Origin of the sequence: Luteimicrobium xylanilyticum (genome assembly GCF_009429125.1) — a bacterium.
In the GTDB taxonomy this organism is placed as follows: Bacteria; Actinomycetota; Actinomycetes; order Actinomycetales; family Cellulomonadaceae; genus Luteimicrobium; species Luteimicrobium xylanilyticum.
Window position 1 is genome coordinate 3,375,944 of the sequence record NZ_CP045529.1, and the last position, 25,913, is coordinate 3,401,856.

Annotated in this window: 21 protein-coding genes; 7 read left to right on the forward strand and 14 right to left on the reverse strand. The window is 72.9% G+C overall.

What is annotated here, in order from left to right:
- Positions 1–53: 53 nt before the first annotated feature.
- Together phnD and KDY119_RS14945 are read right to left on the reverse strand one after the other, a co-directional pair.
- The gene (gene phnD / locus KDY119_RS14940) at positions 54–1,097 is read right to left on the reverse strand and encodes a phosphate/phosphite/phosphonate ABC transporter substrate-binding protein (RefSeq protein ID WP_036947370.1); all 1,044 of its coding nucleotides are present in this window, start codon (positions 1,095–1,097) and stop codon (positions 54–56) included.
- Between the two features lie 56 nt (positions 1,098–1,153).
- Complete coding sequence (locus KDY119_RS14945; protein ID WP_153022484.1) at positions 1,154–1,942, reverse strand: HAD family hydrolase; 789 nt, start codon at positions 1,940–1,942, stop codon at positions 1,154–1,156.
- Between the two features lie 99 nt (positions 1,943–2,041).
- On the opposite strand from KDY119_RS14945, the gene KDY119_RS14950 reads away from it, so the two are divergent.
- Together KDY119_RS14950 and KDY119_RS14955 are read left to right on the forward strand one after the other, a co-directional pair.
- On the forward strand, positions 2,042–2,695 hold the full coding sequence (locus tag KDY119_RS14950; protein ID WP_051136281.1) for an ATP-binding protein: 654 nt from the start codon (positions 2,042–2,044) through the stop codon (positions 2,693–2,695).
- A 69-nt stretch (positions 2,696–2,764) separates the two neighbouring features.
- Positions 2,765–3,985 carry a glycosyltransferase gene (locus tag KDY119_RS14955; RefSeq protein ID WP_036947372.1) on the forward strand — a complete coding sequence of 407 codons (1,221 nt, stop codon included), beginning with the start codon at positions 2,765–2,767 and terminating at the stop codon, positions 3,983–3,985.
- Positions 3,986–4,012: 27 nt separating this feature from the next.
- On the opposite strand, the gene KDY119_RS14960 is transcribed toward KDY119_RS14955, so the two are convergent.
- Positions 4,013–4,612, reverse strand: coding sequence for a DUF1269 domain-containing protein (locus KDY119_RS14960; protein WP_036947374.1), 600 nt, complete (start codon positions 4,610–4,612; stop codon positions 4,013–4,015).
- 148 nt (positions 4,613–4,760) lie between these two features.
- Between KDY119_RS14960 and KDY119_RS14965 the strand changes: the two genes are divergently transcribed.
- A complete protein-coding gene (locus KDY119_RS14965) occupies positions 4,761–5,438 on the forward strand; it encodes a YczE/YyaS/YitT family protein (RefSeq protein ID WP_051136282.1) in 678 nt (225 codons plus the stop codon).
- A gap of 76 nt (positions 5,439–5,514) precedes the next feature.
- Positions 5,515–6,510, forward strand: a complete 996-nt coding sequence (locus KDY119_RS14970; RefSeq protein WP_036947376.1) for an SDR family oxidoreductase — start codon at positions 5,515–5,517, stop codon at positions 6,508–6,510.
- A gap of 64 nt (positions 6,511–6,574) precedes the next feature.
- Here KDY119_RS14970 and KDY119_RS14975 read toward each other — a convergent pair whose 3' ends face one another.
- The 9 genes from KDY119_RS14975 to KDY119_RS15015 form a co-directional block, all read right to left on the reverse strand.
- Positions 6,575–7,441, reverse strand: a complete 867-nt coding sequence (locus KDY119_RS14975) for a MurR/RpiR family transcriptional regulator (protein WP_153022485.1) — start codon at positions 7,439–7,441, stop codon at positions 6,575–6,577.
- Positions 7,438–8,370, reverse strand: a complete 933-nt coding sequence (murQ, locus tag KDY119_RS14980; RefSeq protein ID WP_153022486.1) for an N-acetylmuramic acid 6-phosphate etherase — start codon at positions 8,368–8,370, stop codon at positions 7,438–7,440. The genes KDY119_RS14975 and murQ overlap by 4 nt, the downstream gene beginning before the upstream one ends.
- Positions 8,357–9,286 carry a BadF/BadG/BcrA/BcrD ATPase family protein gene (locus KDY119_RS14985; protein ID WP_153022487.1) on the reverse strand — a complete coding sequence of 310 codons (930 nt, stop codon included), beginning with the start codon at positions 9,284–9,286 and terminating at the stop codon, positions 8,357–8,359. The genes murQ and KDY119_RS14985 overlap by 14 nt, the downstream gene beginning before the upstream one ends.
- On the reverse strand, positions 9,283–10,527 hold the full coding sequence (locus tag KDY119_RS14990; protein WP_153022488.1) for an anhydro-N-acetylmuramic acid kinase: 1,245 nt from the start codon (positions 10,525–10,527) through the stop codon (positions 9,283–9,285). Before KDY119_RS14990 ends, KDY119_RS14985 begins: the two co-directional genes overlap by 4 nt.
- A complete protein-coding gene (locus tag KDY119_RS14995) occupies positions 10,524–12,134 on the reverse strand; it encodes a glycoside hydrolase family 3 N-terminal domain-containing protein (RefSeq protein ID WP_153022489.1) in 1,611 nt (536 codons plus the stop codon). Before KDY119_RS14995 ends, KDY119_RS14990 begins: the two co-directional genes overlap by 4 nt.
- Complete coding sequence (locus tag KDY119_RS15000) at positions 12,131–12,961, reverse strand: carbohydrate ABC transporter permease (RefSeq protein WP_036947383.1); 831 nt, start codon at positions 12,959–12,961, stop codon at positions 12,131–12,133. Before KDY119_RS15000 ends, KDY119_RS14995 begins: the two co-directional genes overlap by 4 nt.
- Positions 12,958–13,932: a carbohydrate ABC transporter permease gene (locus tag KDY119_RS15005; protein WP_083890747.1), complete on the reverse strand. Its 975-nt coding sequence runs from the start codon at positions 13,930–13,932 to the stop codon at positions 12,958–12,960. Before KDY119_RS15005 ends, KDY119_RS15000 begins: the two co-directional genes overlap by 4 nt.
- Positions 13,933–13,942: 10 nt before the next feature.
- Entirely contained in the window at positions 13,943–15,232 is a 1,290-nt protein-coding gene (locus tag KDY119_RS15010) for a sugar ABC transporter substrate-binding protein (RefSeq protein WP_153022490.1), read from the reverse strand.
- A gap of 357 nt (positions 15,233–15,589) precedes the next feature.
- Positions 15,590–18,157: an ATP-dependent Clp protease ATP-binding subunit gene (locus KDY119_RS15015; RefSeq protein ID WP_036947386.1), complete on the reverse strand. Its 2,568-nt coding sequence runs from the start codon at positions 18,155–18,157 to the stop codon at positions 15,590–15,592.
- A gap of 242 nt (positions 18,158–18,399) precedes the next feature.
- Between KDY119_RS15015 and KDY119_RS15020 the strand changes: the two genes are divergently transcribed.
- The 3 genes from KDY119_RS15020 to KDY119_RS15030 all read left to right on the forward strand — a co-directional run bounded on the left by KDY119_RS15020 (position 18,400) and on the right by KDY119_RS15030 (position 22,351).
- Positions 18,400–19,365 (forward strand): universal stress protein, encoded by a 966-nt coding sequence (locus KDY119_RS15020; protein ID WP_036947388.1) that lies wholly within the window; start codon positions 18,400–18,402, stop codon positions 19,363–19,365.
- Between the two features lie 66 nt (positions 19,366–19,431).
- Positions 19,432–21,303 (forward strand): DUF4012 domain-containing protein, encoded by a 1,872-nt coding sequence (locus tag KDY119_RS15025; RefSeq protein ID WP_051136284.1) that lies wholly within the window; start codon positions 19,432–19,434, stop codon positions 21,301–21,303.
- A 238-nt stretch (positions 21,304–21,541) separates the two neighbouring features.
- On the forward strand, positions 21,542–22,351 hold the full coding sequence (locus KDY119_RS15030) for a hypothetical protein (protein WP_148284024.1): 810 nt from the start codon (positions 21,542–21,544) through the stop codon (positions 22,349–22,351).
- A gap of 235 nt (positions 22,352–22,586) precedes the next feature.
- Here KDY119_RS15030 and KDY119_RS15035 read toward each other — a convergent pair whose 3' ends face one another.
- The gene (locus KDY119_RS15035) at positions 22,587–23,213 is read right to left on the reverse strand and encodes a hypothetical protein (RefSeq protein WP_148284025.1); all 627 of its coding nucleotides are present in this window, start codon (positions 23,211–23,213) and stop codon (positions 22,587–22,589) included.
- On the reverse strand, positions 23,189–25,840 hold the full coding sequence (locus KDY119_RS15040) for a glycosyl hydrolase family 18 protein (protein WP_322619620.1): 2,652 nt from the start codon (positions 25,838–25,840) through the stop codon (positions 23,189–23,191). The genes KDY119_RS15035 and KDY119_RS15040 overlap by 25 nt, the downstream gene beginning before the upstream one ends.
- Positions 25,841–25,913: the final 73 nt, after the last annotated feature.

Below are 25,913 nucleotides of genomic sequence, written 5' to 3' on the forward strand. Positions count from 1 at the left end.
CGCAGGGTCGCTGCGCCGCCCGGCACCACGGTGCCGGCCGAGTGGGCCGAGCGTCAGCCGAGGCCGATCGACGCGGCCACCTGCTGAGTCTCGCTCAGCTTGGCCGGGTCGGCGTCGACGAGACCGGTGATCTGGTAGATCGCCGTCAGAGCCTTCACACCCTCGGGCGTGGAGGCGTAGTCCTTCATCGCGTCCGCGATCTTGGTCTGCCACGTCTTGCTGAGGCCGGCCGAGATCGACACCCCGTCGTTGGGGATCTCGTCGGTCAGCGCGAACACGACGACCTTCTGGCCCACGTCGGGGGTGTCGCCCTCGACGACCTCACGGGCGTCCCAGTAGCTCGTCCCGACCTCGGCGTCCTTGTTGTAGACGGCGAGGACGCTCGCGTCGTTCGCGGTCACCTGGACGACCTTGACGTCCTTGTCGACGTCGAGGCCCTCCTTCTTCATCGCGGCCACCGGGAAGATGTAGCCCGCCGGCGAGGCGGCCTGGAGCAGCGAGACGGTCGCGCCCTTCATCTTCTTGAGCGAGTCGAGCCCGGCGGGGCCCGTCCCGGACTGGGTGCCGTTGCAGTACAGCATCCCGTTCTTGCCCTTGACGGGGGTGTCGGAGCAGTACTTGTCGGGGTCGTTCGTCATGAACTGCGCCGCGTACGTGGACTTGCCGTTGCGCTGCGTCTGCAGCGCGGGGACGGCCCCGTACTTGTCGCAGGCCTGGCTCATCTGGAGGCTCGGCAGCATGCCGATCTGGGCCTGGTTCGAGCCGATCGCCTCGACCGCGGCCTGGTAGTCCTGCGTGATGACGCCCTTGACGGGGATCCCGAGGCGCTGCGTCAGCGCCTCCTCGAGCGGCTTGACCGTCTCGACGAGCTTCTTCGCGTCGCCCGACGGGACGAGCGCCAGGGTGAGGCCGGTCGGGTCCTTGGCGCCGTCGTCGGACTTGCCGGTGCAGGGCGCGGACGCGCCCGTGGTCCCGGTCCCCGAGCCGCCGCCCGACGACGCGTCCTCCTGGGACGCGCCGCAGCCGGCGAGGACGAGGGACGTGGCGAGCGCCGCGGCGCCGACGAGCCCCGCGAGTCGTGCACGTGCGATGTTCATGGCGTTCCCGTTCTGTTCTGTCCCGCCGGGGTGACGGGGTTGTTGTTCGGGGTGGGTCAGACGGCGGTGAGCTCGTGGACGACGGGCGCGTGGCGGGCGACGAACCCGGCCGGGTCGGCCGCCCACTCCCGGATCGCCGGGTAGAGCTCCTCGAAGGTCCGGGCGGCCGCGTGCGCGGGCCCGGGGCGATGACCGAAGCGGTCGATGAGCGCGGTCGCGCAGCCGGCGGCGAGCGGGGGCTCGACGTCGTTGCGCCACACGTCGCCGACGGCGAGCACGGCCTCGGAGGGCCGGCCGGCGAGGTACGCGGGCAGGATGCGGTCCCAGCCCGCGGGCTTGGCGGCCGACGTGACGACGTCGTCGAGCACGTCCGCGAGGCCGAGCCTCACGAGGGTCTCGGTGACGCCGCGCGCCCGGGCGTTGGTGACGAGGACCCGCTCGACGTGCGGGCCGAGCTCGTCGAGGAGGGCGACCAGGCCCTCGGGGGCGGCGACCTCGAGGCCCGACGTCGCGAGCGCCTCGCGCGACGCGGCGTACGCGGCGTCGAGCTGGGCGGGGGTCGCGTGGCGGGCGGCGAGGGCGGCGACGGCGGCGTACCCGTCGACGGGGGGCACGTCGGCGGCGAGCGGGCCGTCGGAGGCCGCCGCGACCGCGGCGGAGTCGAGGTACGCCTCGAGCCCCTGGCGCAGGTCGTCGGAGAAGGATCGTCCCGGGGCACCGTCGGTGTCGGTGGTGGCGGCGTCGAGGACGGCGGTCACGACGGCGTCCGCGTAGGCGCGGACGGGGCCGTCACCGACGCAGACGGTGCCGTCGAAGTCGAGCAGGAGCACTGCGGGGCGGTTCACGCCAGCGATGCTAGCGCCCTCATGGACGTGTGGTTCACGAAATCGGCTTCCATGGAACAACTGTTCACGGATCGTTAACTGCGCTGAGACAATGCAACGGTGACCGAGGAAGCAGCCCCCGCGGAGCGCGAGCCCGCCCTCTTCCCCCTGCCCGACGGCGCCCGCGTGCCGGCCCGCCGCGTCGTCCTCCTCACAGGGGCCTCCGGCTCGGGCAAGACGTCGCTCACCCGACGGCTCGGGCTCCCGGTCGTCGCGCTCGACGACTTCTACCTGGACCTCGACCACCCCGACCTGCCCCACCGCTTCGGCATCGTCGACTGGGACGACCCCGCGAGCTGGGACGGCGCGGCGGCCCTCGCGGCGCTCGAGCGGCTGTGCCGCGAGGGGCACACGGAGGTCCCGGTCTACGACATCTCGACGTCCCGGCGCACCGGGACCACGACGCTCGACGCGTCGGGCGCGCCGCTGATCGTCGCGGAGGGCATCTTCGCCGCCGAGCTCGTCGACGCCTGCCGCGCCGAGGGCATCCTCGCGGACGCCATCTGCCTGCGCCGCCCGCGCGTCGTCACCGCCTGGTACCGGCTGCTGCGCGACCTCGGCGAGATGCGCAAGCCGCCGGTCACCCTGCTGCGCCGCGGATGGGCGCTGCTGCGCGCCGAGCCCGCGCTCGTCCGGAAGTGGGTCGCGCTCGGGTGCCGGCCCATGAACCCCGCCGAGGCGGAGCGAACCGTCCGGGCGCTCGCCCAGCGTTGACGCGGACGTAACAGCGCCGTCATCCGCCGGCCACGGCGGGCCCTCATGCTCGCCGCAAGGAGGTGGCGCATGACCACGAGGCCGGTGCGGGTGCTGTCGGTGTACGAAGGGTTCTTCAGCGGGGGCGCCCGCGCCCTGCACACGAGCGTGGTCGCGGGACTGCACTCGGGCGGGACCCAGTCCCACCGCGTGCTGGCAATCCACCGCGAGGTGCAGCGCGAGAGCCTGCGCCAGCGCATGGTCGACGACCCCCGCTACCAGGCCCTGCACCGGGCCGGTGTCCGCGTCTCGACGCTCGGCCGCGGCTGGGACGTCCCCGCGGACCGGGACTTCGACCAGGTCGAGCTCTCCGTCGCCGCCCGTCACGCCGCGGCGTCCGACGTCGTCCTCACGCTCAAGGAACAGCCGCTGCGGCTGGTACGGACCGACGCCTTCCCCGACGTCCCCGTCGTCGCGTGCCTGCACCGCTCGGATCCCGAGCACTCGGGACGCGGGCTCACGGACCTCCGGGAGGCGGCGGCGTCGGGCCGGCTCGCGGGCGCCGTGTGCTGCGCCTGGTCGACCCGCGACGCCTACGCGGCCGCCGGGGTGCCCGAGCACCTGCTCACCGTGATCCCCAACGGCGTCGACCTCGTGCGGTTCCGGCCGGCGGGCGTCGGGCGGCGCGCGACACTGCGGGTGCGGTCGGGGATCCCGGTCGACGCGTCGGTGGTCGTGCTCGCCGCACGCTACGACACCATGAAGGACGTGCCGTTGTTCCTCGCGGCCGCGCGCGTCCACCTCGCCGCCGACGACGGCGCCCACGTCGTCGCGTGCGGCGCCGGGATGAGCCTCGCGAACCCCGGGCTGGTGGACGACGTCGCACGGGCGTTCGGCGACCGCCCCGACCTGCTCGAGCGCCTCCACCTGCTCGGCGTGCGACACGACGTCCCGTCGGTGCTCGCGATCGCCGACGTCGTCGCGCTCACGTCGTCGTTCGGCGAGGCCGCGCCGTTGTGCCTCATCGAGGGCGCGATGTGCGGGGCCGTGCCCGTCACGACGGACGTGGGTGACAGCGCGCGCATCGTCGAAGGCATCGGGCTCGTGGTGGCCCGCGACCCGCACGCCGTCGCGGCCGGCTGGGCCGAGGGCGCCGCACGACGCGACGAGCTGACGCCCGCGCTCGTGCGCAGCCGACCCCGGTTCAGCCGGACGCGCATGGTCGCAGCGTACGCGGGCGTCGTCGAGCAGGTCGCCGGGCGCCGACTCGTCCTCGCGCCCGCAGCGGCCGGAGGGGGCCGGCGCGCCTGACGGCGACCGGCCCCACCGTGCCTCTCGTCAGGCGTCGTGGTGGAACTTGGCCTTGAGAGCCTCGACCCGTTCGCTGCGCGACTCGGCCCGCTCCGCCTTCTTCTTCTCGCGGAGCGCCTTGCGCGCGGCCTTGGCGGCCTCGTCGGCGGCCTCCTCGTTCGCCTCGAGCTCGGCGATGACGTCGTCCAGGGGACGACGCGCGATGGTGCCGCCGTGCTGGGTGACGAAGCCGTCGAGCACCGAGGTGTCGGCCTCCGAGGTCTCCGCGACGATCGCGTTCGACCCGGCCGGGACGGCCTGGGCGAACGAGACGAGGATCTCGTCACCCTGGTCGGCGCGCGTCGCGTCCACGAGGGCTCCTCCCGTCGCGCCGACCGCAAGGCCGAGGAGGGTGCCGACGGGACCACCGAGGACACCGATCAGCACCCCGATGAGCGATCCCCCGAGGGTCGCGCTCCCGATGACCGAGTCGTCTCCCTCCGCGACCTTGAGCTGACCGTCGGCGCTGCGCTCGACGATCGCCGCGGCCTGAAGCCCGTAGTCCCCGGACGCCTCTCTGGCCTTGCTGAACACTTCGTAGGTCACGCTGTTCGACGGGAACGTGATGACGGCGGCGTAATCGGTCATGTCTCCCCCAAGGTTGGGCATCGGTGGACCAGGGGGCGGTCTCCCCCTGGATCCACGGTCACCACGGGCCTCACTGGCCGCAACCGGGAGCGAGCGCGTCGAGCACGCTCCGGTCGCCACGACCGAAGCCCGTGCCTAACGTTTCATCATGGCGAGCGAGAACCCCCCGGCTCCGCGGCTCCTGCCCCTGCTCCTCAGGGCGCTGTGGGCGCTCGCCGGTGTCGCGGTCCTCGCCGCAGGCTCCGCGACCCTCCTCAGCGCGCAGGTGGGCGTGGACCCGTTCACGGCCGCGAACATCGGGGCCAGCTCCCACCTGGGGCTCGACCTCGGCCTCTACCAGCTCATGGTCAACATCGTGCTGCTGGTGCCGGTCGTGATCTGGGGACGCTCCTACATCGGCCTGGGCACCGTCATCAACATGGTCATGACGGGATTCTTCGTCCAGTGGTTCGCGGCACTGCTCGAGCCGCACGTGCCCGACGTGCCAGGGCACGTGCTCCAGGCGGTGCTGTTCGTCGTCGGGATCCTGCTCTTCACCGCGGGCGCGTCCGCCTACATGACCGCGGGGATCGGGACGTCCCCGTACGACGCGATCGCACCGATCGTCGTCGAGCACTCCGGCCTGCGCTACCGGGCGGTGCGCGTCGCACAGGACCTCCTGTTCGTCGCGCTCGCGCTGGTCCTCGCGGGCCCGGTCGGCGTCGGAACCGTCATGACGGCGTTCTTCACCGGGCCGCTCATCGACTTCTTCAACGAGAAGGTGAACAAGCCCCTGCTGCACAAGGTGCTGCCTGATCCCGTCGCCTCCACGCCCGGCGCCGCGTGACCTGCCTCCGGGGCACACCGAGGCCCGGTGATCGAATCGTTGCGATGGGCGCCCGCTCCAATGCGATGATCGGGGCATGACGGCGACGAAGCGGATCCTGTTCCTCGGCGGCAGCGGTGTGATCTCCGCCGCCACCGTCCACCGCGCGGTCGAGGCCGGGCACCAGGTGACCGTCCTCAACCGTGGCACGACCACCCTGCGCCCCCTGCCCGACGACGTCCGTCGCCTCACCGGCGACCTGCGTGAGCCCGCGTCGCTGGACGACGCGCTCGGTGGCGAGGAGTTCGACGTCGTCGCGCAGTTCATGGCGTTCACGACCGAGCACGTCGCCGCCGACGTCGAGCGGTTCGACGGGCGCGTCGGCCAGTACGTGTTCATCAGCTCGGCGTCGGCCTACCAGAAGCCGCCGTCGCGCCTGCCCGTGACCGAGTCGACGCCGCTGCGCAACCCGTTCTGGCAGTACTCGCGCGACAAGGCGGCCTGCGAGGACCTGCTCGTCGCCGCGTACCGCGACCGCGGCTTCCCCGCCACGATCATCCGGCCGTCCCATACTTACGACCGGACCATCCTGCCCACCCTGGGAGGCTGGACGGACGTCGCCCGGATGCGGGCCGGCAAGCCCGTCGTCGTGCACGGGGACGGCACCAGCCTGTGGACGCTGACCCACGCGAAGGACGCCGCCGTCGGGCTCGCCGGGCTGCTGGGCCACCCCGCCGCGCTCGGCGAGGCGTTCACCCTGACCGGCGACCACACCCCCACCTGGGACCAGGTCTACACGTGGCTCGGGCAGGCCGCGGGCGTCGAGCCGGAGCTCGTGCACGTCGCCTCCGAGACCATCGCGCTCGCCGCGCCCGAGCACGGGCCCGGGCTGCTGGGCGACAAGGCGCACTCGATGGTCTTCGACAACGCCAAGGTCCGCGCGCTCGTCCCGGGCTTCCGGACCACGACGACGTACGACGAGGGCGCCGTCGAGCAGGTCGCCTGGTTCGACGCGCACCCGCACTACCAGGACGTCGACCCCGCGTTCGACGCGCTCTCCGACCGCCTGGTCGCGCACGCCCGCTCCCTCTGACCGCGAGGTATACCGGCGGCCGTACTACCTCACGAAGTAGTACGGCCGCCGGTATACCTCGCGGTCAGCGGGCGGGGCGGTGGGGAGCCACGGCCTCGTAGGTGCGGCGCAGGGCGTCCGCGGACGTGTCGAAGCTCTTCTGCACGACGCGCACGAACAGGATGTCCACGATCGCGAGCTGCGCGGTCCGGCTCACCATCGCGCCGGCGCGGAACAGGCTCTCGCGGACCTGCGTGGTGAGCACGACGTCGGCGTGCCGGTCGACGGACGTCCCGGTGCCGTTGGTCACGGCGACGGTCGTGGCACCCGCGGCCCGGGCGGCGGCGAGCACGTCGAGGGTCTCGTGCGTCGCCCCGGAGTGCGTGAACCCGATCGCGACGTCGCCGGGCTCGAGCAGCGCGACCTGGGCGAGGGTCTGGTGCACGTCCGACGAGCACCCGACGGCGAACCGGACGCGCGACAGCTTCTGGAACAGGTCCTGCGCCGCGAGGCCCGACGCCCCGGCGCCGTAGAGCTCGACGCGCCGCGAGCCGAGCAGCGCCTCGACGACGCGGTCGACGGCGTCCACGTCGAGCTGCTCCCCGAGCGCCCGCAGCGCCTGGACCTCCTGGAAGACGACCTTGGCGACCGTCTCGGCGGCGGTGTCGGTGGGGTCGATCTCGGCGTCGTCGATGTGGAAGTGGTCGCGTGCGGCGCCCTCGCGCGACAGCGCCTCGACGACGGCCAGCCGGAAGTCCCGGTACCCCCGATACCCCAGCGTCTGGCAGTAGCGAGCGACCGTCGCCTGCGACGCGCCCGACTCGCGCGCGATCTCGGTGATGGTCGACGCCGCGACGATCTCGGGGTTGCCCGCGACGAGCTGCGCGACCCGGGCCTCGGCCGCGCGCGGCGCCTCGAGCGAGCGCCGGATCTCGAGCAGGACGTCGCTCACGCGGTCGCCTCGAGCGCGTCGCGCAGGCGGCCGCCGTGCGCCGCGAGCAGGTCCAGCGCCTGCCGGCCCGTCAGGTCCTTCATGGAGACCAGGATGGCAGCCTTGACCGCCCCGTCGGTGGCACGCAGCGCATCCCGCGCCGTGTCCTCGTCCACGCCCGTGATCAGCATGACCGTCCGCTCGCCGCGGGCGCGGAGCTTCTCGTTGGACGTCTGCAGGTCGACCATGTGCCCGGCGTAGGTCTTGCCGAGCCGGATCATCGTCACGGTCGAGATCGCGTTGAGCACGAGCTTCTGCGCGGTGCCCGCCTTGAGCCGGGTCGAGCCGGCCACGACCTCGGGCCCGACGACGACCTCGATCCCCACGTCCGCGAGCGCCGCGACGGGCGTCCCGACGTTGCAGGCGACCGCGACGGTCCCCGCGCCGACGGTCCGCGCGTGCGCGAGCCCCCCGACGACGTAGGGCGTGCGTCCGGACGCGGTGATCCCGACGACGACGTCGTCCGGGCCCAGGTGGGCGGCCTCGAGGTCGGCGGCGCCCAGGGCGGCGTCGTCCTCGGCGCCCTCGATCGAGCTGACCAGCGCGGACGGGCCGCCGGCGATGATCCCGACGACGCGGCTCGGGTCGACGCCGAACGTGGGCGGGATCTCGCTCGCGTCGAGCACCCCGAGGCGCCCCGGCGTGCCGGCACCGAGGTAGAGCAGGCGGCCTCCACGGCTCATCCGGTCGGCCACGAGGTCGACGGCGCGGGCGATCTCGTCGGCGCGGGCCAGGACGGCGTCGGCGACCTGGCGGCCGTCGTCGAGCATGACCCGGACGACGTCGCGGGTGGGCAGGACGTCCAGGTCGGCGAACTCGGCGGCGGCGCGCTCGGTCGTGAGCCCTTCCAGCTCGGTGCGCAGGCGGGCGATGCGGTCAGACCGGGTCACGGCGGCTCACCGTCCTCTCGTAGGGGGTCGTGGGGTCGGTCGCGAGGAGCAGCGCGCCCTGGAGGGCGGGCTCGATGCGGGAGTCGTCGGGCGGGGCCGGGTCGGGCGTGACGACGCGGCCCGACCCGAGGGCGTCCCGCAGCGCCGACGCGTACGGTTCGGCGGTCGCGATCCCGCCGAGGAGCGCGTAGGGCGCGGCGGCGTGGGAGCACGCGTCGGCGACGGCCCGGACCCCGGCGGCGACGACCGCCCGCGCGACCGCGTCACCGTCGCGCGCGGCGACCAGGACCTCGGGCGCGAACGACGCGAGGGTCCGCGCGGGTGCGTCGGAGGCGGCGACGAGTCCCGGGAGCGCCGCGGGCTCACCGCCCCAGACGCGCGCCCGTTCGGTCAGGGCGGTCGGCTCGCCGCGTCCCTCGGCTGCGCTCAGTACCGCGCGCAGGCCGGCGCGGCCGAGCCACGACCCGCTGCCGTCGTCGCCGAGCCACGGGCCCCAGCCGTCGAGGGTCCGGAACGTCCCGGCGTCGTCGAGCGTGACGAGCACCGTCCCGGTGCCCACCGCCACCACGGTCCCGGCACGACCGCCGAAGACGCCGGCGTGCGCGACGGTCGCGTCGGACGTGACCGCGACGGGTGCGCGGACGGCTGCGGCGAGGCCGGCCGCCAGCCGTGCCGCGTCGTCGGGGGCCGCGAGCGCCCCCGCCGCCCCGACACCGACCGCCCCCAGCCCGGTCGGCGTCGCGGCGCCCGTCGCCGCCCCCAGCGCGGCGAGCACCGACGCCAGCGCACGTGCGACGCCGTCGGGCGACGCGAGCCCCGGTGCGCCGGGCGCCTCGCCCGTGCGCACCCCGTCGTCGTCACGCACCGCGACGCGGCACGCCGTCTTGCCGAGGTCCACCCCGACGACGCGGGTCATGACGCCGTCTCCGCAGCGGTCGTCACGGTGAGCCGGGCGACGTCGTCGATCTCTTCGGCGAGCGCGTCCCAGAACGCCGCCCCTGCGAACGCCCAGCCCGCGAGGTGCCCGGCGACCCGCGGCTCCCCGCAGGCACGCGTCGGCAGGTCGAGCGGGAGCCGCCGTGCCGACAGGTAGCCGAGGACCGCGAACATCACGGCCTCGCGCGCGTCCGGGTCGATGCCATGGGCCGCGCTGGACTCGAGCCGCACCGCGCCGGCGCCGAGCTCCCCGTCAAGGGCGGCGCCGATCGCAGCCACCAGGGCGGGGTTGCGCATGCCGCCACCCGACCCGATCACGAGCCCCGGCAGCGGACCACCGAGGCCCGAGACGCCGCGCGCGACGGTCCGCGCGGTCAGCTCGACGAGCGTCGCGCACCGGTCCTCGAGCGTGATCTCGCGCCCCGCGGCGCGCGCCCGGTCGAGCGCGGCGTCGACGACGGCGAGCGAGAAGGTCTCCCGGCCCGTCGTCGTGGGCGGGCGGTGGAAGTAGGGGTGGTCGAGCAGCGCGGCGAGCAACGTCTCGTCCACGTGCCCGGCCCGCGCCAGGGCGCCGTCGGCGTCGTAGGGGCGGCCGGTCGCTCGCCGGACGACCGCGTCGAGCAGCCCGTTGCCGGGACCGGTGTCGAACGCGTCGACGCCGTCCGGACGCACGCGCTGGACGTTGGCGATCCCGCCGATGTTGAGGGTCGCGACGCCGCCGGGCCCGGCGTCGGCCGCGAGGTCCCGCAGCCAGAGCCGGTCGAACGCGGCGATCAGCGGGGCGCCGGCTCCCCCGGCCGCGACGTCGGCGACGCGCACGTCGAACAGGACGGGCGTCTCGAGGGCTTCGGCGAGCCACGCAGGCTGCCCCACCTGGAGCGTGCCCCAAGTGCGGCCGTCCTCGACCCCGTGGAAGACCGTCTGGCCGGGCGAGACCACGAGCTCCACGGGCCCGGTCGCCGCGACGACGGCGCGGCCCGCCTCGGCGAGCGCCTGCCCGACCGTCGTCTCGAGCCGGCACCAGCCGGCCGGGTCGAGCGGCCCGCCGTCGACCGCGTCGAGCACGACCTCGCGGGACGCGGGCTCCCACGGGACGGTCCGCACGTCGACCACGCGCACGTCCAGCGCGGGACGCCGCCGCTCGCCCGAGGCCGCGACCTCGACGAGCGCCGCGTCGATGCCGTCCGCGGACGTCCCCGACTGCAGGGCCAGCACCCTCATCGCAGCGCCCCCCGCGCGGGGGCGCGGGCGGCACGCGCGGCCGCTGCGCCGTCGTCGGGCGCCGCCGCGGCCAGCCCGGCCAGGACGCGGTCGAGGACGCGCACGGAGAACCGGGAGTCCGCACCGAGCGGGACGCGCGGCACGCCTGCCCGCACCACGGAGCCAGGCACGTGGGCGCCCGGCGCGCCGACGTCGACGACGAGCGCCAACCGCCCCTGCTCGCGCAGCCACTGCACGGCGGCGCGCTGCTTGCGGTCCGTGAGCCGGTCGACGACGACGGCCACGCCGGGCGCGCCGGGCGTCGCGTGCCGGTCGAGCGCGGGGACGACCGGGTGTGCGCGCGAGGCGACGGCGGCGGTCGCGGCGGCACGCGCGTCGCGGACCGTGCCGAACGGCACCGGCCGGGCCGGGAGCGTGCGGACCAGGACGGCGTCCGCGACGCGGGCGGCGGCCCGGTCGAGATCGAGGCCGCGAACGGCCTCGTCGGAGGACCGGCCGGGTTCCGGCCCGGCGGCGACGGGCTTCGCAGCGCCCGCCGCCGTCGGACCGCCGTTCCCGGAGACGCGCAGTGTCGCGACACGCAGCGACGCCTGCTCCAGCCGGTCGCGGTCGAGGTTGCCCTCCCGGACAGCATCGACGACGGCGCTGTGTACCGCCAGGTAGAGCGCCTCGTCGTCGTACGAACCGGCAGAGCCGGCAGAGCCGCCGGCGGGGACGAAGCCCGGGTTGCCGAGGCAGACGAGGTCGACGCCCGCCCGTAGCGCGGCGACCGCCCCGGCGGGCGTGCCGTAGGTGACGCGGATCGCAGCCATGTCGATCGCGTCCGTCACGACGGGGCCGTCGAAGCCGAGCGCGCGCAGCTCGCCGATCAGGGCCGGGTTCACGGTCGCGGGGGCCGGGCCCGCCTCGGGCACGACGACGTGCGCCGTCATCACGGCCGCGACCCCCGCGTCGACCGCGGCCCGGAACGGGACGTCGTGCCCGGCGTCGAGCACGGCGCGCGGCACGGACGGCAGCGCGAGGTGCGAGTCCACGGTCGTCGCGCCGTGCCCGGGCCAGTGCTTGGCGCACGCCCCGACGCCGGCGGCCTGGATCCCGCGCACGGAGGCCGCGACGTGCCGCGCGACCAGCGCCGGGTCGGAGCCGAACGCGCGCGGCCCGATCACGGGGTTGCGCGGGTCGGACGCGACGTCGGCGTCGGGCGCGAGGACGAGCGTCCCCCCGGCCGCACGGACGCGCTCACCGAGCTCGCGGGCGACCGCCTCGGTGAGCGCGACGTCGTCGACGAGGCCGAGCTGGGCGGGTGACGGGAGGGTCGAGCCGTGCACCGACTCGAGCCGCGTCACGACGCCGCCCTCCTCGTCGACCGCGACGACGGGCGCGTCGGCGTGCGACCGCAGCTCCGCCGCGAGACGCGCGGGCTGCGCCGGGTCGTCGGGGTCGAGGTTCTGGGCGAACAGGACGACGCCGGCCAGGCCGCCGTCGAGCGCGCGCGCCAGCCAGGCCGGCACGGTCCGGCCCACGAACCCCGGCAGCAGCACGCTCGCCGCGAGCCGCTCCAGCTCAGCGTCGGTCGTACCGCCGTCGGCCACGCCCGGGCCGCTCATCCCTTGACCGCCCCGGCGACCAGCCCGGCGGACAACCGCTTCTGGACCAGGATGAAGAACACCATCACGGGCACGGTGATGATGGTCGAGCCGGCCATGATCGCGCCCCAGTCGTTCGAGTTCTGCTGGAAGAACGACTTGAGGCCGATCGCGACCGTGTACTTGTCGGCCTCGCCGCCCAGCAGGGTCATCGCGAAGATGAACTCGTTCCAGGCGGTGATGAAGCTGAAGATGCTGGTCGCGACGAGGCCGGGCGCCACGAGCGGCAGGAGCACGGAGCGGAACATCCGGGTCCAGCTCGCGCCGTCGAGGTACGCGGCCTCCTCGAGCTCGACGGGGACCGCGGCCACGAAACCGCGCAGCATCCAGATCCCGAACGGCAGCGCGAGCGACACGTAGACGATCACCAGGCCCGTCAGGGTGCCGAGGAGCTGCAGGTCGCGGATCTGCACGAACAGCGGGATCACGAGCGCCTCGAGCGGCACCATCTGCACCACGAGGATGAGCATGAGCATCTGGGTGCGGAACCTGAACCGGAACCGCGCGACCGCGACCGACGCCAGCAGGGCGACGACCCCCGAGATCACGACGGTAGCGAGCGCCACGACGACCGAGTTGCGCAGGAAGGTCCCGAACCCGCCGTCCGTGAGGACGTACGAGAAGTTGTGGAACGTGAACTCGCGCGGCCACAGGGTGGCGCCGCCCTGCCCGGCGCGGTCGTCGAACGCGCTGACGAGCATCCAGTAGGTCGGGAAGAGCGTGAACGCCAGGAGCAGGACGACGAGGACGGCCTTGACCGCCTTGGTCGCGGTGGAGGTACGCCTCACAGCTCCTTCTCCTCTCGCAGGATGGTCCGCACGTAGACGGCGGTGATGACGAGCAGCAGGAGCGTGAGCAGCACCGCGATCGCCGAGCCGAAGCCGTAGCGGTTCTGGCCGAACGACTCGACGTACGACCACACGCCCAGGTTGAGGACGTCGCGGTTCGAGCCCGCGCCGCCCGGCATGAGGTACACCTGCGCGAAGACCTTGAAGTCCCAGATCGTCGACAGGATGATCACGACCGCGAACACCTGGCGGAGCTGCGGGAACGTGATCTGGAAGAACCGGCGGAACGCGCCCGCGCCGTCGACCTCGGCGGCCTCGTGGATTTCGCGCGGCACCCCCAGCAGGCCCGCGAGCACGGTGACGGCGACGAACGGGAAGCCGTGGTGGATCACGTTCAGCAGGACGATCGCGTAGAACGACCAGCGGTCCGTGAACCAGTTGACGGGCTGGTCGATCAGCCCGAGCGAGGTGAGGACCTGGTTGAAGACGCCGTGGTCGGCGTCGAAGATCCACACCCACACGTAGGTGCCGGTGACCGCGGGCATCGCCCACGCCGCCATGATGGCGCCGGTCACGAAGCCGCGGGTCCGCGGGCCGAGCGACTGCAGGAGCAGCGCCACGAGGGTCCCGAACACGACCGTCCCGGTGACCGAGAGGACCGCGAAGCCCACCGTGTTCGGCAGGACGACGGCCCACAGGTCGTGCGACGTGAGGATCTCGGTGAAGTTCGCGAACCCGATCCAGTTCGTGCTCCCCGAGACGATCTCGCGCAGCCCGTAGTCCTGCAGCGAGAACATCGTCATCCGCACGAGGGGCCACAGGAGCAGCACCCCGAGGATGATCAGCGCCGGCGCGAGCAGCAGCCACGGCCGGATGCGTGCGATCCCGCGCCGGCTCGGGCCGCGTGCGGCGCCCCCACCGGGGGCGGCCTCCGAGGAGGAGGCCGCCCCGGTCGGGGTCGGGTACGTCACCGCCACCGGGTCACTTCCCGTTGAGCAGGGAGGTCATCTCCTGCGCGGCAGCCGTCGTCGCGTCGTCGACGCTCGACTTGCCGGACAGGATGGACTGCATCATGACGCTCGTCGTCTTCTTCGCCTGGACCGCGCCGAAGTTCGGCGAGACCGGGACGGAGGCGCCGCCGTCGACGAACTGCTTCGCGAACGGCGCGACGAGCGGGTCGGTGCTCTTCACGGCCTTGTCGAGCAGCGACGTCTGGCCCGGGAAGTAGCCCGAGTCGTCGGCCCACTCCTGCGCGAACTTGCCCGTCGTCATGAGCTTGATGAAGTCCCAGGCCAGGTCCTTGTCCTTGGCCGTGTTGAACATGCTCAGGTGCGAGCCGCCGAGCACGGACGGTGCGATGCCGCCGTTCTCGCCCGGGATCGGCACGGCCGCGAACTTCCCCTTCATGTCGGGGTTCTTCTCCGTGATGGCCGCCGGGGTCCACGAGCCCATGACCGCCATGCCGACGTCGCCGTTCGCGAACGCGTCGAGGACGTCGGTCTCCTTCCAGGTCGTCGCGCCCGCGGACGAGAGCTTGTCCTTCGTCGCGAGGCCGGTCCAGAACGAGATGCCCTTGCGCGCCTCGGCGCTGTCGAGACCCGACGTCCACTGGCCGCCGGACTGCGTGGCGACCTGGCCGCCCGCGCCCCAGACCCACGGGTACACCGTGAACTCGGCGTCTCCGGGGACCGCGACGCCCAGCATCTTGGGGTTGGCCTTCTTGATGGCCTGCGCGTCGGACTCGAGCTCGGCCCACGTGGTCGGGGCCTTGAGGCCGAGCTTGTCGAACAGGTCCTTGCGGTAGACGAGGGAGCGCACGCCCGCGTACCACGGCATGCCGTACAGCTTGTCGTCGTAGGTGCCCGCCTCGACGAGCCCCTTGACCAGGTCGTCGCCGAGGTTGTCCTTCTTGACGTAGTCGTCGAGGGGGGCGAGCGCACCGGCGTCGGCGAACTCCGGCGTCCAGGTGGTGCCCGTCTCGGCGACGTCCGGCGTCGTGCCGCCCGCGATCGCGGTGACGAACCGGTCGTGGGCGTCGGCCCACTCGACGTACTCGACCTTGAGGGTCGCGCCGGTCTCCTCCTTGAACGCCTTGGCGACGTCCGCGAAGAAGGGCTCCGAGTCGGGGTTGGTCCCCTTCATGATCCAGACGTCGAGCGTCTTCCCCTTGCCCGAGCCCGAGTCGTCGTCACCGCCTCCGGAGCAGGCGGCCAGGGTGAGCGTCAGAACCGTCGCCGCGGCGGCGATCGGGTAGAACTTCGTTCTCCTCATGAGAGCTCCTCGTCCGTGTGGTGGTCAGCCTCGTTGCTGGGACGCCCCTCCGCGTCTGGTAGCAACTCTCACGCATGAGCGTACTCGTGAAAAGAGTTTTCACGTAGTGGTGACCTGATCGTGACATCCGCGTCATCTCCGCGACCGGCCTGTCAGGCGCTCGCGGGAGCAGAGGGCCTCCAGCGCCTGACGCGCCGGTCACACCAGGACCCGTCAGGCGGATGCCGCTCCCCACCTCCGCGAGCGCCTGACATCGCGGGGGCGGGGCATGCGAGAGGCCCCGGCCCCACCTCCGAAGAGGCGGGACCGGGGCCTTCGCTCGTGGCGTCCGTCAGGCCCGGGCCCGACGACGGCGCATCAGTCCGCGGTCGCGCTCAGCGTGCCCGTGGGCGGCAGGTCGCGCGGGTGGATGCCGGTCGGTGCGTCGAGCGCAGCGCTCGCACCCACCGACACCGGACCCCGGTCGTGCTCCGACTTCGGGACCCCGCGGAACGTGAACTCCCCGAGGATCCCCTCGCCGACCGCGTCGACCAGGACGACCTGGCCCGACGTGAGCTCGCCGAACAGGATCTTCTCGGACAGGGCGTCCTCGATGTCCCGCTGGATCGCACGACGCAGCGGACGCGCACCGAGCACCGGGTCGTAGCCCTTCTCGGCAAGGAGCGTCTTGGCCGCCGGCGAGAGCTCGATGGCCATGTCCTTGTCGTGCAGACGACGGTCGAGCTTCGCGACCTCGAGGTCGACGATCGCGACGATCTCGGCCTGCGTGAGCTGGGGGAACACGATCGTGTCGTCGACACGGTTCAGGAACTCGGGACGGAAGTGCGTCTTGAGCTCCTCGTTGACCTTCGCCTTCATGCGCTCGTAGCTCGTCGTGGTGTCGTTGCCGGTGTTGAAGCCGGTCTGGACGCCCTTGGCGATGTCACGCGTGCCGAGGTTCGTGGTCATGATGATCACGGTGTTCTTGAAGTCGACCACGCGGCCCTGCGAGTCGGTCAGGCGACCGTCCTCGAGGATCTGCAGGAGCGAGTTGAAGATGTCCGGGTGCGCCTTCTCGACCTCGTCGAACAGCACGACCGAGAACGGCTTGCGCCGCACCTTCTCGGTGAGCTGCCCGCCCTCGTCGTAGCCGACGTAGCCGGGGGGCGAGCCGAACAGCCGCGAGACCGTGTGCTTCTCCGAGAACTCGGACATGTCGAGCTGGATGAGCGCGTCCTCGTCCCCGAACAGGAACTCGGCGAGCGCCTTGGCGAGCTCGGTCTTCCCGACGCCGGTGGGGCCGGCGAAGATGAACGACCCGCCCGGGCGCTTGGGGTCCTTGAGCCCGGCCCGCGTGCGGCGGATGGCCTGCGACAGCGCCTTGATGGCGATGTCCTGGCCGACGATCCGCTTGTGCAGCTCGTCCTCCATGTGGAGCAGCCGGCTGGACTCCTCCTCGGTGAGCCGGACGACGGGGATGCCCGTCGACATGGCCAGCACCTCGGCGATGAGCTCCTCGTCGACCTCGGCGATCACGTCGAGGTCGCCCGACTTCCAGGCCTTCTCCTTCTCCTGGCGCTGCTGCGTGAGCTGCTTCTCGGTGTCGCGCAGGCGCGCGGCCTTCTCGAAGTCCTGCTCGTCGATCGCCGACTCCTTGTCGCGGCGTGCCCCGGCGATCTCCTCGTCCAGCTCGCGCAGCTCAGGCGGGGCCGTCATGCGGCGGATGCGCAGGCGCGCGCCCGCCTCGTCGACGAGGTCGATGGCCTTGTCCGGCAGGTAGCGGTCGTTGATGTACCGGTCGGCGAGCGTGGCCGCGGCGACGAGCGCGCCGTCCGTGATGGACACGCGGTGGTGCGCCTCGTACTGGTCGCGCAGCCCGCGCAGGATCTCGATGGCGTGCGGCAGCGACGGCTCGTTGACCTGGATCGGCTGGAAGCGGCGCTCCAGGGCCGGGTCCTTCTCGACGTACTTGCGGTACTCGTCGAGGGTCGTCGCGCCGATGGTCTGCAGCTCGCCGCGCGCGAGCATCGGCTTGAGGATGCTCGCGGCGTCGATCGCGCCCTCCGCGGCGCCCGCACCGACGAGCGTGTGGATCTCGTCGATGAACAGGATGATGTCGCCGCGCGTGCGGATCTCCTTGAGGACCTTCTTCAGGCGCTCCTCGAAGTCACCGCGGTAGCGGCTGCCGGCGACGAGCGCGCCGAGGTCCAGCGTGTAGAGCTGCTTGTCCTTGAGGGTTTCCGGGACGTCACCGCGGACGATGTCCTGGGCGAGGCCCTCGACGATCGCCGTCTTGCCGACGCCGGGCTCGCCGATGAGGACGGGGTTGTTCTTGGTGCGGCGGGACAGCACCTGCATGACCCGTTCGATCTCCTTCTCGCGCCCGATCACCGGGTCGAGCTTGGAGTCGCGAGCGCCCTGCGTGAGGTTGCGGCCGAACTGGTCGAGCACGGCCGAGCCGGACGGCTGGCCCTCGGCGGGGCCGCCGGCGGTCGCGGGCTCCTTGCCCTGGTAGCCGGACAGGAGCTGGATGACCTGCTGGCGCACGCGGTTGAGGTCGGCGCCCATCTTGGTGAGCACCTGGGCGGCGACGCCCTCACCCTCGCGGATGAGGCCGAGCAGGATGTGCTCGGTGCCGATGTAGTTGTGGCCGAGCTGCAGCGCCTCGCGCAGCGACAGCTCGAGGACCTTCTTGGCACGCGGCGTGAACGGGATGTGACCCGTCGGGGCCTGCTGGCCCTCCCCGATGATCTCGATGACCTGGGCGCGCACGCCGTCGAGGGAGATGTCGAGCGACTCCAGCGCCTTGGCTGCGACGCCCTCTCCCTCGTGGATGAGGCCGAGCAGGATGTGCTCGGTCCCGATGTAGTTGTGGTTCAGCATCCGCGCCTCTTCCTGGGCGAGGACGACCACCCGACGGGCTCGGTCGGTGAAACGTTCGAACATGTGCTGCTCCTCACGAGCGGCGTGCGCCTGCGCGCTACAGGCCTGACCGCTTCGACTCTAGTGGTGGCCAACGGGCTACACGCCGCGGATCTGCCCGTGTTCGCCACTGGCGGACTGCCCGCGCCGTCGTGCACGACGGCGGCCGCTGCGACAGCATGGGAGGACCGGGGCGGCCAGGTACGGCGAGGGCCGGACGTGAGCCGCGCGACCGGTCACAGGACGACGGCGAGGGGTGAGCCCCGATGCGGGCTGAGACGGGCGGGCTGATTGTCGGGGTCGACGGGTCCGCGCAGGCGGACGTCGCGCTGCAGTGGGCGCTGCGCGAGGCGGCCCGGCGCGAGACCACGCTGGTGGCGGTCTACGCGTGGGTGCAGAGCTGGGACGACGGCACCCGCGGGATCCACCACGACGACGCCGAGGAGGTCTTCGCCGCCAAGCAGACGTATGTCGAGTCGCTCATCGATGCCGCCGTCCAGCGCAGCCGGGAGGCCGGCCACGACGTCGGCGACCCGGAGCGGGTGACAGCGCGACAGGTGCACGGCTGGCCCGCCGAGGTGCTGCTCGAGCTCGGCAAGGAGCTCGACGTCCAGATGGTCGTCGTCGGGCGCAGCGGGCTCGGCCGGTTCGGCCGCTTCCTGCTCGGCTCGGTGTCGAGCGCGGTCGTGCAGCACGCGCACGTGCCCGTGACCGTCGTCGCGCACGAGGGCGCGCCGGTGCCGCCGCCCGAGACCCACGGCGCCGGACCCGACAACGCAGACGGGGCGACGGCGCCCGAGGACACGGCCCCCCGCGTCGTCGTCGGTGTGGACGGCTCGGACCTCTCGATCGGCGCGCTGCGCGAGGGCGCCGCAGCGGCCGAGCGGCTCGGCGGGGTGCTCCAGCCTGTGTACTGCTGGCAGCTCACGACGATCTCACCACTCCCCGAGGCGTGGGGCTGGATCCCCCCGGTCGAGGACTACGACGCCTGGGCGCGCACCAGGCTCCTCGACACCGTGTCCGGCGCCCACCTCGACCTGCCGGCGGACCGCGTCCGGCCCGTGGTCGTGCACGCGCCGCCCAGCCCCGGGCTGCTCGGCGTCGCCGAGGGGGCCGAGCGGATCGTCGTCGGCGCCCGCGGGCTCGGCGGGTTCGAGCGGCTCGTGCTCGGGTCGGTCAGCCGGCAGGTGCTCGAGGCCGCGCCCTGCCCGGTGACGGTCGTGCGGGGCTGACGCGGCGCCGTCGGCGAACGCTGCGTCACCCTTGTCGTCCCAGCGGGACGCCCTACAGTGGCGGCCATGCCGAGCGACCCGCCCGACGTCCCCGACACCCCGTCCGCCGACCTGCACGCGGTGCCCGCGCACGGTCGTGCGCGTCCCCGGCGCCGGCACGTGGGCCGCTGGATCGCGCTCGGGATCGTGGTCGTCGTCGTGGCGGTCGGGGTTGCCGTCGCCCTCGCCGTCAAGGGCGGCCTCGAGGCGCGGGACGCCCTGACCTCCGCGCTCGACGACGTCCCGACGGTCGAGGACGCGCTCACCGGCGGCGACACGCAGGCGGCGCAGAGCGCGCTGGACCGCGTGCAGGAGAAGACCGCGAAGGCGCGGCGCGGCACGAGCGGGCCGGTCTGGGCGGTCGCGGGCTCGCTGCCCGGGATCGGCGCCGACGCGAAGGCGTTCCGGACGGCCACCCGCTCGGTCGACGACCTCGCTCAGGACGTGCTGCCACCGCTCGTCCAGGCGTCCGGGATCGTGGACCTGTCGGGTCTGCGGGCGAAGGACGGGGGCATCGACCTCGGACCGCTCGAGCAGGCGGCACCCCTCGTCGCGAGCTCGGCGGACGCCCTGAGCCCGGTCGAGCGCGACCTGAACGCGATCGACACGTCGTCCCTGCGCCCCCAGCTCGGCGACCCGATCGCAAGCCTGCAGGACAAGGTCCGCACGCTCGGCTCGACGGTCACGACCGCGCACCGCGCCACGGCGTTGCTGCCGCCCATGCTGGGCGCGGACGGGCCCCGTACCTACCTGCTGCTGTCGCTCAACAACGCGGAGCTGCGCTCGTCGGGCGGGATCCCCGGCTCGATCACGGTGCTGCGCGCGAAGGGCGGCAAGGTCTCCGTGACGGGGAACGCGTCGTCGGCGGACCTCGGCCCGTGGGCGAAGCCGGTCGTCGACCTCGGCAAGGACAACACCGCCGTCTTCGGGACGCAGCCCGCACGCTTCCCGCAGGACACGACGATGCTCGCCGACTTCCCCGACACGGGCCGGACGATGGCCGCGATGTGGAAGAAGGAGGGCAAGGGCACGGTCGACGGCGTGGTCGCGACCGACCCGGTCGCGCTCTCGCACCTGCTCGGGGCGAGCGGACCGGTCACGGTGAAGGCTCCGACGGGCGCGGGCGGCACGACCGACGTCCAGCTCACCTCCGACAACGCGGTCAGCATCCTGCTGTCGCAGGTCTACGCCGAGATCGACGACCCGACGGTCCAGGACGCGTTCTTCTCCGCCGCCGCCGGCGCGGTGTTCGACAAGCTCCTGCACGGCGACGTCCCCGCCACGGACCTGCAGCACGCGCTGACGCAGTCCGCCGACGAGCGCCGCCTCCTCGTGTGGTCCGCGCACGAGGACGAGCAGAAGCTCCTCGACCCGACCGAGCTGAGCGGCGCCCTCACGTCGACGCCGCGCGGCGAGCAGGCCGTCGGGGTGCTCCTCAACGACGGCACGACCGGGAAGATGGACTACTACCTGCGCACGGACGCGCGGCTCACGTCGTCGCAGTGCACCGGCACGGCACGCCAGGACGTGTACACGGTCACGCTGCGATCCGAGGCGCCGAAGGACGCGCAGCAGAGCCTGTCGAGCTACGTGACGGGCGAGGCCGCCGGCGTCGTGAAGCCCGGCGTGATCCGCACCAACGTCGTCGTCTACACACCGCGGGGCGTGGGCGTGCCGATCATCGAGCGCGGCAAGCAGACCGTCGGCGGCGACTCGAACGAGGTCGCCGGACGGACCGCGACGCAGCTCACCGTCGATCTCTCCCCCGGCCAGAAGGTCACGCTGCGGGTCACTCTCCTGACGCCCGGTGCGGGCGGCGACACGCTCGAGCTGTGGACGACGCCGACGACGACGACGGGCGGCCTGGCGACCGTCGATCCGGCGTCGTGCGCGGGCTGAAGGGCCCGGTTCTGGAGCCCCGGGCGACGGACACGCCGATGCCCGTATAACAAGTCGGCAACGACTCGTCAGATCACCCCCGGTTCACCCTGCTGACCTGCAGTTGCGCGCCCGCGTCGTGGGTAGTATCGGGCGCAATAGGCGCGGGCTGCTCAGGGGCGCAGCCAGCGATCGTCAGTACCGTCCAGCTTCACGTCGCCGTGAACCATCCGCCGTGAACCAACGAGAAGAGTTCGTCATGGTGTCAGTCCGCACGTGGCGCCGCGGGGCAGTGACCGCCGCGCTGGCCCTGCCCCTCGCCCTCGCCGGTACCTCCGCCGCGTCGGCCGCGGGCTCCTCACCCACCACCCCGGCCGACGACGGCTACGGCGCGACGCCCGAGTCGAGCGTCGGTCTCTCCGTGCAGTCCCCCGAGTGCGACGGGAACGTGCCGTACCTGCGCTACGCCGTCGACGTCTCGAAGGACCCGTCCGCGAAGTCCGTCGATCTCACATGGACGTCGCTCGACGGCAGGCACTCCAAGACGCTGAAGAACCTGCCGGTCTCGGGCAAGGTCCTGTGGCTCGGCGCCGAGGAAGCGGGCGGAAAGCCCACCGCGTGGCCCGGCTGGGTCTTCAAGAACGGCACCTGGGAGGAGGGCGGGCAATACACCTGGGTCCGCCCCGACGTGAAGGTCACGTTCACGGTGCACGACAGCAGCGCCGGGAACGCGGCCACGACGACCTCGGCCACCATGAGCGACGGCGTCTACCGGACGGGCACCGCGAAGGTCGACACCGCCGCGCTCGCCCTCCCGGCCGTCAACGCGGTCTCTGGCGTCGTCACCTACCCGCCCGCCACGACGGCCTGCGCCAATCCTGCCGAGACCAAGGTCCTCGCGACCGGGGGCACGAGCACGTCGGCAGCCGGAGGCTCGGGCGGCGGCTCCTCGCTCGCGGAGACCGGAGCGAACATCCTTCCGTTCGCGGGCGCCGCAGCGGCTCTCCTGCTCATCGGTGGCGGGCTCGTCCTGACCGGCCGCCGTCGCCGCAGCAAGGCAGCGCTCTGACGCGCTGAGCGCCGAACCGCGAGCGCGCCGCCGGCCCACCCCCTGGGCCGTCCGGGGCGCCGCGTTCCGCGGGCCCGCTCCACCCCCTGGGAGCGCCCCGCGAAGGCGCGACGTCCCCACCACGTCGCGCAGAGGGCCCCGGTCACCGTGTGACCGGGGCCCTCGCCGTGCCGGCAGGGACGAGCCGGCAGCCTCGGAGCCGGTGCCCGGCCCGACGGGCCGGGCACCGGGATCCTCACTTGGCCCAGGTGGCCTCGGCCAGCCGCGCGTCCAGCCCCTCGAACGCCCATCGGTCGACGACGAGCACCGGGCCGCCGGGGGCGTCAGGAACCGCCCACTGGACCTGGGTCGCCCGGTACTTCTCCTTGCCCGCGTCGTCCTGGCAGGACAGCGTGTAGGCGGTGCGGGTCGCGTCGGACCCCGCCACCTTCGCAGGCGCCGACGTGGGCTTCGCGCCCTCGACGAGGACCGCTGCGAGCTCCTTGCCGCCGGGGCACGTCGCGCCCTTCGGCAGGTAGGCACCGTCGGACCCCGCGGCCTTCCCGGTGACGACGTCGAAGCCAGGGCACGCGGAGCCCGTCGGGCAGCCGCCCGCCGCGACGTGGGTGACGCCGTTCTTCGTCTTGTCCACGACCCAGTAGTCGGCCGCGGTGACGAGGAGCGGCCCCACGGGCCGTGCCGAGTCCTTCGGCGCGTCCGACGCCACGGAGGCGGTGCTCGCGGCGCCGTCGCCACCCGTGCTGCCCTTGGCGTCACCGCCGCTGATGAACGAGCACCCGGCCAGGGTGAGGACCGCGCCCGCCGCGAGGATCGCGGCGCCCAGCCCGCGGGCCCGCATCAGCACGCGCCCTGGTCGGTCCACGGGCTCGCGTCCGCGGCGCTCGGCTGGTTGCCCTGCGTCCACCACTTCGCGGACCACGTGTGGCCGCCGTAGCTGACCTTCTGACCGCCCGTGTAGACGGCGGTCGCGTCCCACGCGGGTGCGGTGCACGTGCCGGTGCCACCCGTACCCCCGGTGCCGCCGGTCGAGCCGGACCCGGAGGCCACGTCGACGACGGTCACGCCGCGCGGATGGTCGTACGTGGTGGCGTAGGTCGTGCCGTTCACGGTGACCCGCAGGTTCGACAGCTGCGCGATCGGGAGCTGCCAGGACAGCTTCGTGTACGCGGACCCACCGGCCGGGATGCCCCCGGACGGCACCTTGATCGTGGCGGTGTAGAAGTCGAACGGCAGGCCGCCCACGTTGTTCGCGGGCTTCGTGTTCCCGGTCTGGGTGAGGCCCCACCCGTTCTGCTCGCTCATCGCGCCCGTGTCGCTCGAGGCGTAGTCGAACGTGATGGTCGAACCGGCGGGGATCGCCGTCGAGCCGTTGTTGGTGAACGTGACCTTCGGGTTGATCGGGTAGTTGTTGTCGCCGAGCGCGAAGTCCGAGTACGCGACGTCGAGGTCGAGCGCCTGCGTCGGCATCGTCACGTCGGCCTTCGACGCGCCGTACGGCGTGGCCTTGGTGAACGCGTCGTGGATCTTGCTCACGAGCGTGTGGCCCATCCCGTACTGGCCCTTCGCGGAGTCGTAGGCGTAGTCGCCCGCGAGCTCCCAGATCATGATGCCGCCGAGGCCGTTGTCGGCGACGTACTTCGTCTTGGCGTCGATCGCGTCGTCGGCGTCGCCCGACAGGAACACCTTGGTCGTGGGGTTCCACCACCACTCGGTCTTGGACACGTCGTCGAAGTGGTGCTCGTAGGTGCCCGTGAGCGTCGTCGGGCTGCCGTAAGACGCCGTGTAGTCGCCGACGACGCCCTTCGCGAGGTTGAGGACGTGCCAGATCGGGTTGGACCCGGCCGCCTCCTGGTTGCCCGACGCGTTGGTGTCGTGCCAGAGGTTGTCGATGCCGTCCGCGCCGTTGCCGCACGGCGTGGTGCCGCCCGCGGACGGTCCGGTGCCGGCGGGGCACTTCGTCTGGTCCGGCAGCGCGGCCTTGCCGTGCAGGCCGTCGGTGCCGCCCGTCACGTCCTTCCAGCCGCGCGTGTAGAACGGCACGCCGAGGTTGATGCGACCGGCCTGCATGGCGCCGCGGAAGTAGTGGTACGCCCAGTCGCCGTTGAGGTAGCCGATGCCCTTGTACGCCGTGTACACGCCCGCGCCCGCGAGCTCGGCGTCCTGGCCGTCGTCGAACAGGGGGGCGTTGCCGCCCACCTTGTCGTTCCACGCCCCGTGCAGGTCGTAGCTCATCATGTTGAGGAAGTCGAGGTACTGGACCATCTGCGAGACCTCTTCGCCGCGCAGCAGCCAGCCCGACGCCGGCACGGCCGCCGTCAGCTCGTAGTACGTCCCGTCGGCGGCGCTCGCCGCGTCGAGCTTCTGGCGCAGCGTCTTCATGAGCGCGAGGTAGTTCTTCCACAGGACGCCGCGCTGGGCGTTCGAGGTAGAGAAGTCGAGCGGGTTGCCCGCGTTGCTGTTGCTCGTCGGGTACTCGTAGTCGATGTCGACTCCGTTGAACCCGTACTGCCGGATGAACGTCACGGCCGAGTCGGCGAACGCGTCGATCTTCGCCTGCGACTGCGTCATCGCGTAGAAGCCGCCCGACGCGACCCGCGTGCCGTCGGCGTCGAAGTAGCCGCCGGTCTCGGCCCAGCCGCCCACGGACACGAGCGTCTTGACGCCCGGGTGCGCGGCCTTCGCGGTGTTGAGGAGGTTGAGCTCGCCCTTGTACGGCAGCGAGGCGTTCATGGTCGTGCCCACGAACGTCGCGTCGGTGGCCGGGTTGCCCTTGGCGTCCTGGTTCACCGACACCTTGCCGTTGCCGTCGATGTGCGCGAACGCGTAGTTGATGTGGCTGACGTCGTCCCACGGGATGTTGCCCGGCAGGTACGACGGCGTCCCGTCGGCGCCCGTGCGCCACGACGTGTAGTAGCCGATGACGCGGCGTGCGAGGCCGTTCGGCAGCTTCTCGCGGCCGGCGGTGTCGTAGGCGTCGCAGTAGGGGACGTCGACGCCGGGCGTCTCGTAGAGGCCGTCGGGGCGGCACTGCTCGTCGGGGTTCCCTGCCGGGGTGGTGGTCCCGCCGGTCGGGGTCTGCGTCGGGGTCGCCGTCTGGGTGGGCGTGGCCGTCTGAGTCGGCGTGGCCGTCGCGGTCGGCGTAGCCGTCGCGGTCGGCGTGGCCGTCGCGGTCGGCGTGGCCGTCGCGGTCGGCGTGCTCGTGCCGCACGCACCGGCCGCGCTCCAGGCCCCGTACGACGACGCACCGGGCGTCTCGCCCTGCGTCCACCACTTCGCGGTGTAGTTGACGCCCTGGTAGGAGGCGCTGCTGCCGCCGGTGTAGACCGTGGCGGCGCTCCACGCGGGTGCGCACGCGACGCCGGTGGCCGCCGCGACCCGGGGGGCTGCGGTCGCGGCCGCCGCCCCCCAGCCGCCGAGGCCCGTGAGGGTCATCACGGCGGTCACGGCCGCGACGGCGCGGCGTGAGGGCCGGAAGGAGGGAAGTTTCATGATCTGGTGCTCCACGCTGAGTGAGGTCGGACCTCACGAACGTAATTTGGCAGGAAACCTTCCGATATCCGGA

Bases quoted from the DNA above. Each gene is read 5' to 3' on its own strand.
- phnD (WP_036947370.1), bottom strand. From the start codon at position 1,097: ATGAACATCGCACGTGCACGACTCGCGGGGCTCGTCGGCGCCGCGGCG.
- KDY119_RS14955 (WP_036947372.1), top strand. From the start codon at position 2,765: ATGACCACGAGGCCGGTGCGGGTGCTGTCGGTGTACGAAGGGTTCTTC.
- KDY119_RS14960 (WP_036947374.1), bottom strand. From the start codon at position 4,612: ATGACCGATTACGCCGCCGTCATCACGTTCCCGTCGAACAGCGTGACC.
- KDY119_RS14965 (WP_051136282.1), top strand. From the start codon at position 4,761: ATGGCGAGCGAGAACCCCCCGGCTCCGCGGCTCCTGCCCCTGCTCCTC.
- KDY119_RS14970 (WP_036947376.1), top strand. From the start codon at position 5,515: ATGACGGCGACGAAGCGGATCCTGTTCCTCGGCGGCAGCGGTGTGATC.
- KDY119_RS14985 (WP_153022487.1), bottom strand. From the start codon at position 9,286: ATGACCCGCGTCGTCGGGGTGGACCTCGGCAAGACGGCGTGCCGCGTC.
- KDY119_RS14990 (WP_153022488.1), bottom strand. From the start codon at position 10,527: ATGAGGGTGCTGGCCCTGCAGTCGGGGACGTCCGCGGACGGCATCGAC.
- KDY119_RS14995 (WP_153022489.1), bottom strand. From the start codon at position 12,134: ATGAGCGGCCCGGGCGTGGCCGACGGCGGTACGACCGACGCTGAGCTG.
- KDY119_RS15010 (WP_153022490.1), bottom strand. From the start codon at position 15,232: ATGAGGAGAACGAAGTTCTACCCGATCGCCGCCGCGGCGACGGTTCTG.
- KDY119_RS15015 (WP_036947386.1), bottom strand. From the start codon at position 18,157: ATGTTCGAACGTTTCACCGACCGAGCCCGTCGGGTGGTCGTCCTCGCC.
- KDY119_RS15020 (WP_036947388.1), top strand. From the start codon at position 18,400: ATGCGGGCTGAGACGGGCGGGCTGATTGTCGGGGTCGACGGGTCCGCG.
- KDY119_RS15025 (WP_051136284.1), top strand. From the start codon at position 19,432: ATGCCGAGCGACCCGCCCGACGTCCCCGACACCCCGTCCGCCGACCTG.
- KDY119_RS15030 (WP_148284024.1), top strand. From the start codon at position 21,542: ATGGTGTCAGTCCGCACGTGGCGCCGCGGGGCAGTGACCGCCGCGCTG.
- KDY119_RS15040 (WP_322619620.1), bottom strand. From the start codon at position 25,840: ATGAAACTTCCCTCCTTCCGGCCCTCACGCCGCGCCGTCGCGGCCGTG.